Origin of the sequence: Caballeronia sp. INDeC2, assembly GCF_023631325.1 — a bacterium.
In the GTDB taxonomy this organism is placed as follows: domain Bacteria; phylum Pseudomonadota; class Gammaproteobacteria; order Burkholderiales; family Burkholderiaceae; genus Caballeronia.
Genome location: NZ_JALQDG010000027.1, coordinates 285042 through 300715, shown reverse-complemented (window position 1 = coordinate 300715; position 15674 = coordinate 285042). Strand labels below are relative to the sequence as shown.

Here is a 15674-nt window from a genome sequence, read left to right as displayed (position 1 = left end):
CGCCGAGTCTTGAATACCGGCTGACCGCATCCTATGGTTATCAATGTGTCGATATGGACACACACTGAAGGAGGTCAGCATGCCATCCCCACGCAAGGCTCAAGCGAGCCAACCCGCTGAAACCGAGATGTCGAGCCGCAAGAAAACGGCCGGCAGCAAGGCATCGCCCGCGAAGGTTGCAGGCGCGAAAGAAATGCAGGTCACGAAGCGCACCACCAAGGCAAAACCGAAAAGCTGAACGGCAAGCCGAAGTCCCGCCCTCGTCATCGTGCGGGGGGCATTTGATGTGGCTGTCCTTCGAATCGGCGGGCGCGGATCAGACGCTCGCCGATCGACTCCGCTGAACTCCCTCCTCCTTCGCTCCTCGCCGCATCCCTCCCGAACACGCCCTTAAAAAAAGACGCAATAATTTCCGGACTTATCGGCTGATTGCTAAAAAAAGGCGTATTTGTATGACCGCATTGGCCTAAAGTAGATATCCCGATTCCGTGAGCGAGCATGAAGATGGCCGTACCGCAGCGCGCCGCCGGCGTGCGCAATCCAGGAATTCTTCTCGCGGCAGCCCGTGAGGCCGGCGCGAGCCTGGTGCGCAATCTCTCGATTCCGGCGCCGTTTTCCGATCCCGTGCTGGAGGCGCAGTTCCTTGACGACCACAGCCAGCGCTTCTGCGCGTTCCGGCGTGCGTCGACGCTGCTCGCGCTCGCCATCTGGACATGCTTTCTCTGGTGGGACTTCAGCTTCGCGCGCGGCAATCAGGCGCTCGACTCGCGCCTCGCCGATATCCTCGCGCTGCGTTTCGCGGGCATCGCTCTGCTGTTTTTCGTCGGCGTGCTGGTGCTACGGCCGTCGTTCCGCTCGCACGCGAGCTCGCAGCGGATCATTCTCACGGGCATATACGGCCTGCTGTGCCTGATCCTCGCGATGGTGGCGATCACGCCCGCGCCCTATAACTACACGCAGCATTTCATCGGCCTGTGTCTCGCGCTGTTCTTCCAGTTCAGCTTTTTCTATCTGCGCTCGCGCGTCGCGCTGACGGCAGGCATCATCACGCTCGCGTCGATCGTCGTCCTGCAGACGACCATTCATCTGCTCAACCCCGAGGATTTCTTCGCGGGGCTGTTCTATATGTTCAACGTCGTGGTCGTGGGGCACGGCGTCTGCACGCACGCCGAACGCGTCTCGCGCGAGCGTTACAGCTCGGAGCGCGCGCTCGCGTCGCTCAATGACGAATTGCGCGCCGCCAACGTGTCGCTCGGGCGCAAGAACCGCGAGCTCGAAGTGTCGAAGAAGGATCAGGAGAACAAGACGAACGCGCTGCTCGCGCTGCGCGAGCAGCAAATGATCGCCGCGCAGACGGCGAGCCGCGAGAAGTCCAACTTCCTCGCCGCCGCGACGCACGACTTGCGCCAGCCGATGCACGCGCTCAATCTGTTTCTGCAGGCGGCTGCCGAAGCCATCCGCAACGGCGAGTTCGAACAGGCCGAGCGTCTCATCGACGAATGCGGGCGCTCGTCCGTGATCCTCGCGCGGCTCCTGAACGCGGTGCTCGATCTGTCGCGGCTGGAATCGGGCCGTGTCGTGCCGCGCTATCACGTGTTCGATGTGCGGCAGATCGTCGAGGAAGCCGCCGAGCAGTTGCGCCCGTTCGCGATGAGCCGGGGCGTCGAATTGCGGCTGCGGCTGCCGAAGGAAGACGTGGTGTGCGTGCGCAGCGATGCGCACTGGCTCGGGCGCGCGGTCGCGAATCTCGTCTCGAACGGCATCAAGTATGCGGACCAGGACAAGTCGTCGAAGCCGACGGTGATCGTGGGCGTGGTGCGTTCCGCGACGCGCGCGCGCATCGACGTGCTCGATAACGGCATCGGCATTCCGGCCGATTACTTCGACGCGATTTTCCAGCCGTTCTTCCAGGTGGACAATCCCGAGCAGGATCGCGACAAGGGGCTGGGGCTCGGGCTGTCGATCGTCAATGCGGTGATGTCGATGCTCGACCAGCATCGCATCGAACTGAAGTCCACCGAAGGGCGCGGCTCGCGCTTTTCGCTGGAAATGCCGTTGTGCGGAGCGTCGCCCGACAAGCCGTCGGCGCGTGCGCCGGTGCGTTCCGAAGCGGCCGAAATGGCGCAGCTCAAAGGGCGTTATGTGTTGCTCGTCGAGGACGATGGTCTCGTGCGTGCATCCACGGAAGCGCTGCTTTCGCAATGGGGCGTGCTTTATGACTCCGCTGCTAGCTTCGAGGAGTTCCAGTCGATCTTGGGCGAAGTGGAGCGCTTTCCCGATCTCATCATCACCGATTTCCGGCTGCGCGATGCCAAGACCGCTCGCGAAGTGGCGATGCTCGGGGCGGCGCGACTCGGTCGGCCTTGTCCGTGTCTTGTCGTCACCGGGGAACCGGCGGCGAGTATCGTGCCGCTTGCTTGTGAGCAGGACGTGCTTTCCAAGCCGGTTAGTCCGGCGGAATTGCGGCGCGGCATGCTTGCTTTGATTGCTGGCGTTTGCAATGAGATTGCTTGATTTTGTTTTCGCCGGATCCACCCCAAAGCAAAAAACGCCTAAAGAACCAGCCGCGCCCCGAGCCAACCCCGCAAAGCCTCGACCTCCTCCATACAAACCGAATGCGGCATCGGATAAGCATGCCATTCAACGTCACAACCCTGCGCACGCGCAAACTCACAAGCCTGCTCACCGAGGCTAATGTTAAGCACATCATCGAAACTGCCATGCGCGGCAAAAATCGAAATCGACCGATTCGCCTCGGAGAGCGATTCATCGATCAGTCCTTCGGAAGGAATATAGCCCGACAGCACGATCAGCCCCGCGAGCTTCTCGGGATGCGTAAGCCCCGCGTGGTAGGTCATCGCACCGCCCTGCGAAAACCCAGCGATAAAAACACGCTCGCTAGGAATCCCACGCGCGTTCTGCTCTGCGATAAGTGCCCGCACCCGCTCCACACCCCGCACGATGCCCGCCTCGTCCACGCGCCGGTTGATGCCCTCGAACGACAGAATGTCGTACCACGCGCGCATCACATAGCCATTGTTGGCGGTGACGGCAATCTCCGACGCGTTCGGAAACACGAAGCGCATGGCGGGCGCATCGGCGAGACGCAATTCGGGCACGAGCGGCACGAAGTCGTTGGCGTCGGCGCCGAGGCCGTGCATCAGGATCACGGCGAATTCGGGATTCGGCGCGGTTTCGATCTCGATGGTCGATGGTTGATCGGTCATTGCCCTTCACTCCTCTCGTCAGATGATGGGAACGAGAATCTGCACGATGCCGACGACCGACACCAGCCACACCAGCGAGCGCACGAACGGCACGCCCGCCACGTAGAGCGGAACGTACACCAGGCGCGCGACGAAGTACGCGAGCGCGCCGTAATGCGTCAGCGCGTTCCCGCGCCCCGTCACGTGCACGATCAGCACCGCGATCGCGAAAATCGGCAACGTCTCGAACAGATTCGACTGCGCGCGCATCAGCCGGCCGGACAGTCTGCCGGGCGGCGGCGTGGGCGCATCGCGCGGACCGGCCTGATATCGGAGGCCGACTTCGCGATTGCGCACCACGGCGGGGAGCAACACCTGCACCAGCGCGAGCACGAGCGTCCAGGCCAGCATCGTCAGTTCGAAACTCATGGCGTCTCCACGTTGAAAAATAGCCGGGACGGGTCGCGCCCATGATGCCATCACGATCCGCGAGCGTGTAGTCTTGAGTGCGTTTGCGCAGGAGTCTTTCATTCATGCATGCGATGACCCTTCGTCTCTCGCCCGGCGACGACCTGCGCGCCGCGCTCGACCACGCATTCCGCGCGCACGCGCTCTCGGCGGCTTTCGTGCTCCAGGGCATCGGCAGCCTGAGCGTCGCCCGGTTGCGCTATGCGGGCCGCGACGAAGCCGCGGAATTGCGCGGCGACCTCGAAATCCTGACGCTCGCCGGGACTTTGTCAGCGCAAGGTCCGCACCTGCACATGAGCGTATCCGACGCCGACGGCCGCGTGTCCGGCGGCCATGTCACGCCGGGCTGCATCGTGCGCACGACGGCGGAGATCGTCGTCGCGAACCTGCCGGGCGAGCGTTACATGCGCGAGCACGACGCCGCGACGGGCTTCACGGAACTCGTCATCCGGGCAGCGTGACGGCGATCGCGGGCTTCGCGCCGTCGAGCGCGAGTTCGTGACGCGCGATCAGCTCGAATGTTTCGCTCGTCTCCGAATAGTCCCAGCGCTCGACCGTCGTTTGCCGCGCGCCGCCGCCCGCTCGCGCATCGTGTCGAATCACGTTCACGGAATTGTCGATCGTGCCGCGCGTGCGCCACGACAGCGCCGTGCCCGCCTGCACCGCCCACATGCGACGCGCGAGACCCGCGAACGTATCGTGCAGCGGCAGCACGTAAGGCAGATGGATATGCCCGCCGAGAATCAGGTCCGCGCCCGCGCGCGCCCAGCGCTGCACCGCGCGCTCGCGTCCGTGCAGAAGGTTCTTCTCGTCCTGCGCGCGCGTGACGGCCACCGGCTGATGCGTGACCACGACGCGCAACTGCGCCGCGCTCGCCATCTCCAGACGCGCGGCGACGCGCCTGATCTGCTGCATCGACACCTCGCCGTCCTTGTGACGGTACGCGCGCGTCGTGTTCACGCCCAGCACGAGCAGTTCGGGCGATTCGAAGCTCGGTTCCAGATCGGCGCCGAACACGCGCTGATGATTCGCATACGGACGACACAGCCGCGCGAGCGGATTGAAAAGCGGAATGTCGTGATTGCCGGGGACGACGAGCGTCGGCGTCGCGCCGAGCGCATCGACGAACGCGCGCGCTGCATCGAACTGATGCGTGCGGGCGCGCTGCGTGATGTCGCCCGACAGCACGACCAGATCGGGCGACAGCGCATCGGCGAGACGCAGCAGCGCCGCGACGACCTGTGGCCGCTCGGTGCCGAAATGCGTATCGGAAATCTGCAACAGCAAGGTCATGAGCGATTCGCTTCGGCCACGGTCGGTTCGGGCTTGAGCAGGAAAAGCGGCTTGTCGGACACACGGAATTCCAGCGGCATTTGCAGCTTCGCGATCTCGCCGTCCGTCGCGATCTTGATGAGTCTGCGCCGCTTGGACGGATGCATCACCGTGATACGCTCGAAGGTCAAGCTCACGACATGATCCGAATCCGACAGACGCCCCGCCGCGCCATGCAGCGACAGCCACAGATGCATGAGCCGCCCCACCGGCCGCGGCGCAATCGCGACGAGCAAACCCTGTTCCAGCGCGCGCGCTTCTTCCGGCATGCCGATCTGCTCCATTTGCAGCCGGTTGTTGCCGACGAAGAGCGTCGACGAGCGAATCTCCGTGGTGCTGCCTTCGTGATCGATATGCAAGCGCAAATGCCGATGCGGCTTCAGCATCGTGAAGAGCGCCGACCACAGGGCGACCAGCCGGCTGCGGCCGAATTGCCGCTTGTAGATTTCGCGATCTTCGAGCAGCCGCGGATAAAGGCCGAGACTTGCGTTGACGAGAAACATGCGTCCGTTGACGAAGCCGACCTGCACCGGATAAGCGTGCGCATCGAGCAGGATTTGCGTCGATTGGTCGAGGTCGGCGGGAATGCCGTGGTCGCGGCTGAAGTAATTGAACGTGCCGCGCGGCAGCACCCCGAACGGGCAGCCCGCGTCGTGCGCCGCGTGCGCGACCGTGCAGAGCGTGCCGTCGCCGCCCGCGCCGACGAGCACGCCTTCCTGCGCGCACGCCGCCGCGGCGGTTTCGTGCGCGACGCTTTCGAGCCGCCGCGGATCGTCGACGACGCGCAGTTCGAAGCGCCGGCCCGCCGCGCCGAGCTTGCGCTCGAGCAACGTGCGGGTCGCGTCGGCCTGACGTCGGCCCGAACCCGCGTTCATCACGATGAGGAACGGCGCGTCGGCGGCGAGCGTTTTTTCCGCTCCGGCGGATGCGGCTGTCGGGGTCATCGGCGGCGCTCCTTCGTTGTCCGTGCAGAAAGTGCACGGCGACTGACTCCGCGCTCGCGCGTGGAGTCTGCCGATTATAACGAAAGGCTTACAGCCGGACCGCCCAAACTTACGTGTGCTCGCCGCGGATGTAGTACTCGAGCTGCTGGATGGTGAACTGCTGCTCGGAGATGATGTTCTTCACCAGATCCCCGATAGAAATCATGCCGACGAGCTTGCCGTTGTCGATCACCGGCAGGTGACGCATGCGCTTGTCGGTCATGAGCGCCATGCAGTCGTCGGTGGTCTGATCCGGGCGCACGTAGCGCACGTGCGAGGTCATGATGTCGCGCACGGGCGTCTGCTTCGACGCGCGGTCCATCAGAACGACTTTGCGCGCATAGTCGCGCTCGGTCATGATGCCGACGATTTCATCGCCCTCCGTGACGATCACCGCGCCGATATGCTTGTCGGCCATCATCTTGATCGCGTCGAAGACCGACGCCGTTGCGGCAATCGTATAGACCGTCTGTTCGGGTTTCGAATTCAGAACTTGTGCGACTGTTGCCATCGAGCGCCTCCGTTATGAGCGGGGAACGTTGTTGCGCCTGGGCGACGGGTTTTTCTTGCGCCTGTGTGGAGCGTAAAGCCTCGCGCAGCTTTGCCTTCATAGGCATTAACCCGACCATTCGAAAAAGTATAGGCCACAGGCGTGACGCGGATGGTGCGGCGTGCCACGCGATTCATTCTGCATGCCTTCAGTTTCGTCGTGAAATGCCGCTAATCAGGCATCCGGTGGAGAGTCATCGCCACAGGCACACACACGACGGCAACGCGGCGCGACGCACCGCTTAGAGGGAGAACGAGGTGAGCAGTTCACAACAGGATATCGAGCAGCGCGTGCGGCTCGCGGGCAGCAACATGTTCGAATTGCTTCTGTTCCGGCTCGGCGAGGCGCCGGGCTCGGAACAGCGGGAGCTTTACGGCATCAACGTATTCAAGGTGCGCGAGATTCTCGCGATGCCGACGATCACGGCCGTGGCCGGATCGAGCGATGAGATTTTGGGCGTCGCGGATATTCGCGGACAGATCATTCCCGTGATCGATCTCGCGCGCATCACTGGCTGCCGGCCGAAGAACGGGCCGAAGATCCTGCTCGTGACCGAGTTCGCGCGCACGACGCAAGGCTTCGCGGTCGAGGAAGTCGACGATATCGTGCGACTCGAATGGAATCAGGTGTTGTCGGCGGAATCGCACTCGGGTGGCAAGACCGTGACGAGCTTCGCGCGGCTCGACGGCAACGTCGACGGCTCGCGGCTCGCGCAGGTGCTCGATGTCGAGCGCATCGTGCGAGACGTGCTGCCGTCGCAGGAAACGGACATCACCGAGGCGAGCACCGGGCGTCTGCAGTTGAAGCCCGGCGCGCGCGTGCTCGCAGCGGACGATTCGGGCGTCGCGCGGGCGCTCATCGAGCAAAGCCTCACCGCGATGGGCGTGCCCTTCGTGATGACCAAGACGGGCCAGGAAGCGTGGGACGTGCTGGAAGCCGCGCTCAGGAAAGCGCAGAAGGAAGGCACCGAGGTCGCGGATCACATCGCGCTCGTGCTCACTGATCTGGAAATGCCGGAGATGGACGGCTTCACGCTCACGCGCCGCATCAAGTCGGAAACGGGGCTGATGCACATTCCGGTGGTGATCCACTCGTCGCTGTCGGGATCGGCGAACGAGCAGCACGTGCGCAAGGTCGGCGCGAACGCGTACGTGTCGAAGTTCGAGGCGTCGGAACTCGCCAACGTGATGCGCGGCGCGCTCACGCACGCCGCCTGAAAAACGATCGGCGCCCCCGCAACGCAGACCTTTTGAGTCTGCGCCGGCGGGCGCCGATTCGATCCTTCAGCCGATACGCCCGGCGGATAAGCCGGGCCAGCCAATTCGATTAGTGACCGAAGAAGACCGATTGCGGGTTGTTGTTGCTCGATTGCGCCGCACGGTTGCCCGATTGGGACAGTGTGTCGCGCGAGCCGCCGAAAGCGGTCGTGTTCACGCCGTTGGCGTTTTCCTGAGCGGCGATGGCCTGCGCGCTCGGGCCTTGTTGCGAAGCCGGCGCGCCGACGGCCGGACGGTAGAACGGAGCCGGACCGTAGCCGCTTGCGAAAGCGGGTGCGGCGAGCGTGGCGGTAGCGGCGATAAGAAGGGTAGCGATGAGGTTGCGTTTCATGGTGTGCTCCAAAGACGGTTGACGTTCAATCAGAAAGCGCCGCAGCGGTCTTGCGAGAAACTGTCTGCTACGTCGATGAAATGCAGTGTATACCCCTACTATCGCTTTTTTATCCTCATCAGTTTCAATACAGTATTCGCGCCGCGCCAACAATGGCTGGCCGCACGGGCGTGCTGATTTCGCTGAAATGCCCGCCCGACAAAGCGTTGCGCGTGTTGCCCCGCAGCACGACGCCGCGCATAGTTTCGCAGGGACAGAACAGATATTTAGCGAACGGACGTTTGATTACGCGGATCAGTGAACGAGCCGCCCGATCAGACGAACGAGTTCGGCCGGCGGATTGCCCTTCTGACAGTAGCCGTCGAATCCGGAATGAAGGCCCTCGGGCCGCACGATTTCCTCGCCTAGCGCCGTGAACGCGATGATCACCGCGTCGCGCGTGCGGGCGATCCGCCGCAGCACGCGCGCAGTGGCGTAGCCGTCGTGCTCGGGCATCGTGATATCGAGGATGACGACGTGCGGCACCCAGTTATCGACGGCATGCAGCGCATCGACGCCGGACAGTGCGAATCGGGCGTCGAAACCGTCCGATATCAGTGCGGCCGACAGCGCTTCGGCGCTGTGGGCGTTATCGTCGACGACGAGAATGCGCCACGGATCGCGGTCCACGTCGACGCTACGGTCCGTCCACAATGAGCAATGAGGAGAATGCAGGGAGACGGGCATGGGCAAAGGACGAAAGCAAACGCGTGTCCCGAAGCATGTTTCGCGCCCGCGTCCGCGGCATTCACGCGTCGCCGTCCTTCTTGTTCTTGCGACGCTTGCCCGATGCCGCTTCCGTCTCGCGTAGCCGGGCGTTCGCCTCGACGAGGGATGCCGCGTCGCACTGGCGCAACGCGAGATCGACTTCGCCGAGCGCGCCGAAAAGCGCCGCCTGCTCCGCTTCGTCCAGCGGCTCTGCGCCCGGCCCGGTCACGCGCCGCGCTTCCTTGTCGAGCCGCTTCAGCAACTTCGCGCCGAAGCGGGTATCGATCACGCCCTCGCGCGCGAGCCCAGCGATCAACGACGCCAGCCGGACGAGCCCGCCCGCCGTGGTTTGCGTCGTCGCCCCGTCCAGATCGTCACGGTCTTCCACTGCCTTCTCCCCAGGTTGGCACGCGACGCCGCGCGAGCGGCCGATTCGATGTGGGGCGCCGCGTGTGCGCCCATCTTGCGTGGCGCGATGATACGCCGACAATATGACAGTCATATTTGCACGCGCCGACGCGGCGGCGGCGATCGTTTCATCCCCGTTTGCGCGTTACGATCGCGATTCGGGGCGCGACCGATGGCACACTAGCGCGTGGCGGCGCGCTTGCGCACAGCGTCGAGGCCGCATCATCGGCAGGCACGCCGACATCCCGTGAATGCAACCGAATGCCCGCATGAATCCCGCTACCCTGCAAAGACCGCCCTACGGCTCCGATTTCTCCGGCCTCGTCTGCGGCTTCCGGTTTCATGTCGATCGCCCCGGCGAGCCGATCGATGCCGAAGCCGCGACCGAATGGCTCGCCCGCGACGACACGACCCGGGAATTCGTCTGGCTCCACTTCGATCTCGCGAATAGCGCCGGCGAGCGCTGGATGCGCGGACGCCTCGGCCTGCCCGACGCCTTTTTCGAAACGCTCAACGAAGGCTCGCACTCGACGCGCATCGAACATCAGGAAGGCGCGCTCTTCGCCGTCATCAACGACGTGATGTTCAACTTCGAGCTGACGCCCTCGGAAATCGCGACGCTGTGGGTCTACACGCATCAGAAGCTGCTCGTGACGGCGCGCCTGAAGCCATTGCGTTCGGTCGACTCGCTGCGCGAATCGGTGCGGCGCGGCGAGATCTTCCGCTCGCCTGCCGAACTGCTCGCGCATCTGCTGCGCGATCAGGCGGATCTTCTCGTGCATATCGTGCGGCGCACGAGCGTCGAGGTCGATGGCATCGAAGATCGTTTCCTCTCGATGCGCGGCGCGGCAACCCGCACCGATCTCGGCGGCCTGCGGCGCGTGCTCGTGCGACTGCAGCGCCTACTCGCACCCGAACCCGGATCCGTGTTCCGTCTGCTCGCGCGGCCGCCGCGCTGGCTGCATTCGCAGGACATTCAGGATCTGCGCGACGCGACCGAAGAGTTCTCGCTCGTGCTCAACGATCTCGCCGGGCTCGTCGAGCGTATCAAGCTCCTTCAGGAAGAAGTCGCGACGCGCATGGACGAGCAAAGCAACCGCACGCTCTTCACGCTGACGCTCGTCACCGTGCTCGCGCTGCCGATCAACATCGTCGCGGGTTTCTTCGGCATGAACGTGGGCGGCATTCCGCTCGCGGAGAATCATCACGGCTTCTGGCTGCTGGTCGTGATCGTCGCGACGTTCACCGTGCTGGCCGGATGGTGGGCGTTCCGGCGCCGCCGCGATATGTAGCGAGGAACGTCAGAAGCCCAGGTCGCTCAAGCTCGCATGATCGTCGGGCCGGCGGCCGAGCGGCCAATGATATTTGCGATCCGCTTCCTTGATCGGCAAGTCGTTGATCGACGCATGACGATGCGTCATCAGCCCCGCCTCGTTGAATTCCCAGTTCTCGTTACCGAAGCTGCGATACCAGTTGTTGGCGTCGTCATGCCATTCGTACGCGAAACGCACGGCGATGCGATTATCCTTATACGCCCACAACTCCTTGATCAGCCGATAGTCGAGTTCGCGCGCCCACTTGCGCCGCAGGAACGCCACCACTTCCTCGCGCCCGTTCGCGAACTCCGCGCGATTGCGCCAGCGCGTGTCCACGCTGTAGGCGAGCGACACGCGCTCGGGCTCGCGCGTGTTCCACGCATCTTCGGCGAGACGGACTTTGAGCTTGGCAGATTCTTCATCGAACGGCGGAAACGGTGGCTTGGATTCCATGGCGAGTCCTCTTTTTGCAAGCGATGCGTTAGGTAGACGGGTCTGTCTACTGAGGGCACTCTAGCGCAGGTAGACGAACCTGTCTACAATCGATTGCATGAATACCCCAGTCTTGCCCATCGATGTTTCCGAGCTCGCGCCGCACGCGCGCATCCTGCATACCGCGCACGATCTTTTCTATCGCGACGGCATTCGCGCAACGGGCGTCGATCGCGTGATCGCCGAATCGGGCGTCGCGAAGAAGACGTTCTATCGCTACTTTCCGAGCAAGGACGATCTGATCGTCGCGTTCCTGGATTTTCGACACGATAACTGGATGACGTGGTTCCGCGATGCCCTCGCGCGCCACGGCGGCACGCTCAAAGCGCTCGTGCCCGCAATGGCGGAATGGTTCGGCAGCGAGGCTTATCGCGGTTGTGCGTTCATCAATTCGGTAGTCGAAGTCGGGGCGACGCTGCCGCAGGCGGTCGATATCTCGCGCCGTCACAAACGCGACATGACCGCCGCGATTCGCACGCTGATGCCAGGTTCGCGCGCGGCCAAGGCGGACGCACAGGCGCTCGCGCTGGCGGTGGATGGCGCAATCGTCGCGGCGCAATTCGCCGAATCGCCCGCGGATGCGTTGAAGGCGCTTGCGCGCGTGGTGCGGGCGATCGCGGCGGCGCAGCGAAGCGTCCAGTAAGCGGCGGGCGTTACTTCATCGTTGCGCTTTCGATCGGCGAGATCGACGTTATCGCCCGCTCAACGACATCCGCGAGCCTCGTGAAGTGCGGCGCGATCTGATCGTTCGGCACGCACGCGTAACCGAGCATCAACCCCTTTCTCGCCGCGAGCCGGTTCAGGTAATAGTTGTCGAGCGGCCGCGTCACGACACCGGCGCAAAGCGCGTTGGCGGCAATGGTCCGGTCGTCGGCGAAATCGGGCAGATCGAGCACGAAGTGCAGGCCGGCTTCATCGCCCCGCACGGACAGCGAATCGCCGAAGCGCTCGCCGATCGCGTTGATCAGCAACTCGCGCCGCTCGCCGTACAGACCTCGCATGCGGCGCACATGCGAGGTCAGATGGCCATCCAGAATGAACTCGGTGAGCACGGCCTGCTGCATCAGCTGCCCCTCGCGATAAAGCTCGGCCACGCCGGTGCGAAACGAGTCGACGAGATCGTCCGGCACCACCATATAGCCCATGCGCAAGCCCGGATAAAGCATCTTCCCGAGACTGCCGACATAGATCACCTGCCCCGCGTCGTCGAGCCCTTGCAGCGATGACAACGGCCGGCTGCCATAGCGGAACTCGCTGTCGTAATCGTCCTCGATGATCCATACCTTGTGCTGACGCGCGAACTCCAGCAGTGCGCGGCGTCGCGCGAGGCTCATCACCATGCCGAGCGGATATTGATGCGACGGCGTCACGAGCGCGATGCGCGGCGGCTCGGCCATGTCGCGCGCGGCGGGATTGAGCCCTTCCTCGTCGACGGGAATCGGGACGAGCGTCAGGCCCGACGACTGCAACACGCTGCGCACGCCCCAGTAGCACGGTTCCTCGACCCACGCGCGATCGCCGAAATCGGTGAGCAGACGCACGGCGAGATCGATGGACTGATGGATGCCCGTCGTGATGATGATCTGGTCCGGCTGACACTTCACCGAGCGCGCAACGCGCAAATAATCCGACAGCGCGCGCCGCAACGGCCGATACCCGCCGCCGGGCGCGTACGTAAGCAGTTCCGGGCTCGCGCGTTTCCACAGGCGCGCCTGCAAGCGGCTCCATGTGCGCGCCGGAAATTCCGCGACGTCCGGCACGCCCGGCATGAACGCGCCCCACTGCTTCGGCGACACGCCCGCCTGCGCGATCAGCCGCTCGCCGCGGCGCGAGATCGTGCACGGCGCCTTCGTTTCCTCGGCCCGCGCCTTCTTGCCGGCAACGCCATCGCGCGGGGCGGTGTCGGCGACATAGGTGCCGCTGCCGGTCGTCGACGTGACGTAGCCCTCGGCCGTGAGCTGGTCGTAGACGTGCAGAACCGTATTGCGGGCGATGCCGAGATCGGTCGCAAGCATGCGCGAACTCGGCAGCTTGGTGCCCGGCGCGAGCTGGCCCGTCAGGATGGCCTGCTGCATGAGTTCGAGCACTTGCCGGTACATCGGCTCGGCGGCCGACCGGTCGAGCCGCGCACTAAGCCAGTCGGCCAGGATGATCGTATCCATGAAGTCTTCCAGCGCTCGGAACCACCTGGCCGAAACGCCGAAGTGGTTCTATTTTGAATATTGAAATGGCTCCCCATTGTAGAACCGTGACGGGCTATAGTTATCCCAAGCAGTGGAAATAATTTCCGGGCGTCGCAAGGCGGTCGGCAGTATCAGGGTTTTCCGAAGGAGACACGGAAGATGAAATCCGATCAGGTGATCGTCAGCTTTCGCGGTGTGCGAAAGACGTACGACGGAGAAACGCTCGTCGTCAAATCGCTCGATCTCGATATCTATCAGGGCGAATTCCTCACGCTGCTCGGGCCGTCCGGTTCCGGCAAAACCACCTGCCTCATGATGCTCGCGGGCTTCGAGTTCCCCACCGGCGGGGAAATCTGGCTCGACGGAAAGCTTCTGAACAAGGTGCCGCCGCACAAACGCGACATCGGCATGGTGTTTCAGAACTACGCGCTCTTTCCGCATCTGTCGGTGCAGCAGAACGTCGCATATCCGCTGACGGTGCGCAAGATGTCGGCCGAAGAGCGCACGCATCGCGTGAATAACGCACTCAAGATGGTACGCATGGAAAGCTTCGCGAAGCGTTATCCGGCGCAGCTTTCCGGCGGCCAGCAACAGCGCATCGCGCTGGCGCGCGCCCTCGTGTTCGAGCCCAAGCTCGTGCTGATGGACGAACCGCTAGGCGCGCTCGACAAGCAGTTGCGCGAGCACATGCAGATCGAACTCAAGGCGCTGCACGAGAAGCTCGGCGTCACCTTCGTCTACGTGACGCACGATCAGGGCGAAGCGCTCACGATGTCCGACCGCGTCGCGGTGTTCGACAAGGGCATCGTGCAACAGCTCGATACCGTCGATCATCTGTATGAAGCTCCATGCAACGAGTTCGTCGCGAACTTCATCGGCGACAGCAACCGGCTGCGCGGCACCATCGAGCAGATTCAGGGCGACTTCTGCGATCTCCGTCTCGCCGACGGCACACGTGTGTCCGGCCTCAACGTCGCGAACGCGAAACCGGGCGCGCCGGCCATCGCGTGTATCCGGCCGGAGCGCATGAAGCTCACGCAGGGCAATGGTCGCGCGAACGACAGCATCAACGCGCTCGCGGGCGAAGCGAAGAGCCTCATTTATTTCGGCGATCACGTGCGCATGCGCTGCGGCGTGCGCGAGCAGGACGAATGCTTCGTCAAGGTGCCGCTCGGCACCGCGGCGCTCGACGGCTTCCTGCCCGGCGCACCCGTCGCGCTCGAATTCGCGCCCGAGCATCTGCGTGTGTTCGCCTGACACTCCGTTCAGGCGTCGCTTCCCACTTGTAGGTCCACTGACAAAACCAAGTCGAAGAAGAGAGGAAACCATCATGAAGAAATTCGCACTGTGTTCCATGGCGGCTGCGCTCGCGTGCGTGTCGGCGGCGTCGGGCGCGGCGGAAATCACCGTCGTCAACTTCGGCGGCGCGAATGGCGACGCTCAGAAAGTCGCGTTCAATCAGCCGTTCGAGCAATCGACCAAGAACAAGGTCACGGCCGTGGAGTACAACGGCGAGCAGGCCAAGGTCAAGGCAATGGTCGAAGCGAAGCACGTGAATTGGGACGTGGTCGAAGTCGAATCGGGCGATCTCGGCCGCGGCTGCGACGAAGGTCTCTACGAAAAGCTGGACTGGTCGAAGGTCGGCAAGAAGTCGGAACTCGTGCCGGAGTCGCCGCAAACCTGCGGCGTCGGCTTCTTCGTCTGGTCGACGGCGCTCGCTTATAACGGCGACAAGCTGAAGACCGCGCCGGCGGGCTGGGCGGACTTTTGGGACACGAAGAAATTCCCCGGCAAGCGCGGCATGCGCAAGGGCGCGCGCTACAACCTCGAATTCGCTTTGATGGCTGACGGCGTCGCGCCGAAGGACGTCTACAAGGTGCTCGGCACGAAGGCCGGTGCGGACCGTGCGTTCAAGAAGCTCGACGAGCTCAAGCCGTCCATTCAGTGGTGGGAAGCTGGCGCGCAGCCGCCGCAGTTCCTCGTCGCGGGCGATGTCGTGATGTCGACCGCCTATAACGGGCGCATCGACGCGGCGCGCAAGGAAGGCAAGAACCTGAAGGTCGTGTGGAACGGCAGCATCTACGACCTCGACTACTGGGCAATTCCGAAGGGCTCGCCGAACAAGGACGTGGCGCAGCAGTTCATCGCATATTCGGTGTCGCAGAAGCCGCAGGAAGTCTATGCGAAGAACATCGCGTACGGCCCGGTGAACAAGGCCGCGATCTCCGCGCTGGACGCGAAGACGAAGGCCGACATGCCGAACTCGCCGGAAAACGCGAAGAACGCGGTGTTGCAGGACATGGCGTTCTGGACCGATCACGGCGACGAGCTCGAACAGCGCTTCACCGCGTGGGCGTCGAAGTAAGCGTGTCGAAGTAAGC

18 protein-coding genes are annotated in these 15674 nt (G+C 63.7%); 8 read left to right on the top strand and 10 right to left on the bottom strand.

The window, feature by feature from the left end; all coding sequences use genetic code 11:
- Window positions 1-79 precede the first annotated feature (79 nt).
- Window positions 80-238 carry a hypothetical protein gene (locus NCS28_RS16960; RefSeq protein ID WP_250514910.1) on the top strand — a complete coding sequence of 53 codons (159 nt, stop codon included), beginning with the start codon at window positions 80-82 and terminating at the stop codon, window positions 236-238.
- A gap of 260 nt (window positions 239-498) precedes the next feature.
- Entirely contained in the window at window positions 499-2514 is a 2016-nt protein-coding gene (locus NCS28_RS16955; protein ID WP_250514909.1) for a hybrid sensor histidine kinase/response regulator, read from the top strand.
- Between the two features lie 38 nt (window positions 2515-2552).
- Here the strand turns inward: NCS28_RS16955 and NCS28_RS16950 are convergent, their stop codons facing one another.
- Together NCS28_RS16950 and NCS28_RS16945 are read right to left on the bottom strand one after the other, a co-directional pair.
- A complete protein-coding gene (locus tag NCS28_RS16950; protein WP_250514908.1) occupies window positions 2553-3227 on the bottom strand; it encodes an alpha/beta hydrolase in 675 nt (224 codons plus the stop codon).
- Between the two features lie 18 nt (window positions 3228-3245).
- Window positions 3246-3635, bottom strand: a complete 390-nt coding sequence (locus tag NCS28_RS16945) for an MAPEG family protein (RefSeq protein WP_250514907.1) — start codon at window positions 3633-3635, stop codon at window positions 3246-3248.
- A 104-nt stretch (window positions 3636-3739) separates the two neighbouring features.
- On the opposite strand from NCS28_RS16945, the gene NCS28_RS16940 reads away from it, so the two are divergent.
- Entirely contained in the window at window positions 3740-4135 is a 396-nt protein-coding gene (locus tag NCS28_RS16940) for a PPC domain-containing DNA-binding protein (RefSeq protein ID WP_250514906.1), read from the top strand.
- On the opposite strand, the gene NCS28_RS16935 is transcribed toward NCS28_RS16940, so the two are convergent.
- The 3 genes from NCS28_RS16935 to NCS28_RS16925 form a co-directional block, all read right to left on the bottom strand.
- The gene (locus NCS28_RS16935) at window positions 4119-4967 is read right to left on the bottom strand and encodes a metallophosphoesterase family protein (protein WP_250514905.1); all 849 of its coding nucleotides are present in this window, start codon (window positions 4965-4967) and stop codon (window positions 4119-4121) included. The two genes, NCS28_RS16940 and NCS28_RS16935, sit on opposite strands and share 17 nt — an antisense overlap.
- Window positions 4964-5950, bottom strand: coding sequence for a diacylglycerol/lipid kinase family protein (locus tag NCS28_RS16930; RefSeq protein ID WP_250514904.1), 987 nt, complete (start codon window positions 5948-5950; stop codon window positions 4964-4966). Before NCS28_RS16930 ends, NCS28_RS16935 begins: the two co-directional genes overlap by 4 nt.
- Before the next feature lie 109 nt (window positions 5951-6059).
- The gene (locus NCS28_RS16925) at window positions 6060-6500 is read right to left on the bottom strand and encodes a CBS domain-containing protein (RefSeq protein WP_035501590.1); all 441 of its coding nucleotides are present in this window, start codon (window positions 6498-6500) and stop codon (window positions 6060-6062) included.
- Window positions 6501-6796: 296 nt separating this feature from the next.
- Here NCS28_RS16925 and NCS28_RS16920 point away from each other — a divergent pair, with 296 nt between their 5' ends.
- Complete coding sequence (locus NCS28_RS16920) at window positions 6797-7756, top strand: chemotaxis protein (RefSeq protein WP_250514903.1); 960 nt, start codon at window positions 6797-6799, stop codon at window positions 7754-7756.
- 109 nt (window positions 7757-7865) lie between these two features.
- On the opposite strand, the gene NCS28_RS16915 is transcribed toward NCS28_RS16920, so the two are convergent.
- From NCS28_RS16915 to NCS28_RS16905, 3 genes are all read right to left on the bottom strand, one after another.
- Window positions 7866-8147 carry a hypothetical protein gene (locus NCS28_RS16915; protein ID WP_250514902.1) on the bottom strand — a complete coding sequence of 94 codons (282 nt, stop codon included), beginning with the start codon at window positions 8145-8147 and terminating at the stop codon, window positions 7866-7868.
- Between the two features lie 294 nt (window positions 8148-8441).
- Window positions 8442-8873: a response regulator gene (locus tag NCS28_RS16910; RefSeq protein WP_250514901.1), complete on the bottom strand. Its 432-nt coding sequence runs from the start codon at window positions 8871-8873 to the stop codon at window positions 8442-8444.
- 61 nt (window positions 8874-8934) lie between these two features.
- Window positions 8935-9282 carry a hypothetical protein gene (locus tag NCS28_RS16905; protein WP_250514900.1) on the bottom strand — a complete coding sequence of 116 codons (348 nt, stop codon included), beginning with the start codon at window positions 9280-9282 and terminating at the stop codon, window positions 8935-8937.
- A gap of 289 nt (window positions 9283-9571) precedes the next feature.
- On the opposite strand from NCS28_RS16905, the gene NCS28_RS16900 reads away from it, so the two are divergent.
- Window positions 9572-10594: a transporter gene (locus NCS28_RS16900; protein ID WP_250514899.1), complete on the top strand. Its 1023-nt coding sequence runs from the start codon at window positions 9572-9574 to the stop codon at window positions 10592-10594.
- Window positions 10595-10603: 9 nt separating this feature from the next.
- Here the strand turns inward: NCS28_RS16900 and NCS28_RS16895 are convergent, their stop codons facing one another.
- Window positions 10604-11071, bottom strand: coding sequence for a nuclear transport factor 2 family protein (locus tag NCS28_RS16895; protein WP_250514898.1), 468 nt, complete (start codon window positions 11069-11071; stop codon window positions 10604-10606).
- A gap of 97 nt (window positions 11072-11168) precedes the next feature.
- Here NCS28_RS16895 and NCS28_RS16890 point away from each other — a divergent pair, with 97 nt between their 5' ends.
- Window positions 11169-11753 carry a TetR/AcrR family transcriptional regulator gene (locus NCS28_RS16890; protein ID WP_250514897.1) on the top strand — a complete coding sequence of 195 codons (585 nt, stop codon included), beginning with the start codon at window positions 11169-11171 and terminating at the stop codon, window positions 11751-11753.
- 10 nt (window positions 11754-11763) lie between these two features.
- Here the strand turns inward: NCS28_RS16890 and pdxR are convergent, their stop codons facing one another.
- Window positions 11764-13272 (bottom strand): MocR-like pyridoxine biosynthesis transcription factor PdxR, encoded by a 1509-nt coding sequence (gene pdxR, locus NCS28_RS16885; RefSeq protein WP_250514896.1) that lies wholly within the window; start codon window positions 13270-13272, stop codon window positions 11764-11766.
- Between the two features lie 180 nt (window positions 13273-13452).
- On the opposite strand from pdxR, the gene NCS28_RS16880 reads away from it, so the two are divergent.
- Window positions 13453-14550, top strand: a complete 1098-nt coding sequence (locus NCS28_RS16880) for an ABC transporter ATP-binding protein (protein ID WP_250514895.1) — start codon at window positions 13453-13455, stop codon at window positions 14548-14550.
- Window positions 14551-14623: 73 nt separating this feature from the next.
- Entirely contained in the window at window positions 14624-15658 is a 1035-nt protein-coding gene (locus NCS28_RS16875) for an ABC transporter substrate-binding protein (RefSeq protein WP_250514894.1), read from the top strand.
- The last annotated feature ends 16 nt before the right edge of the window (window positions 15659-15674 follow it).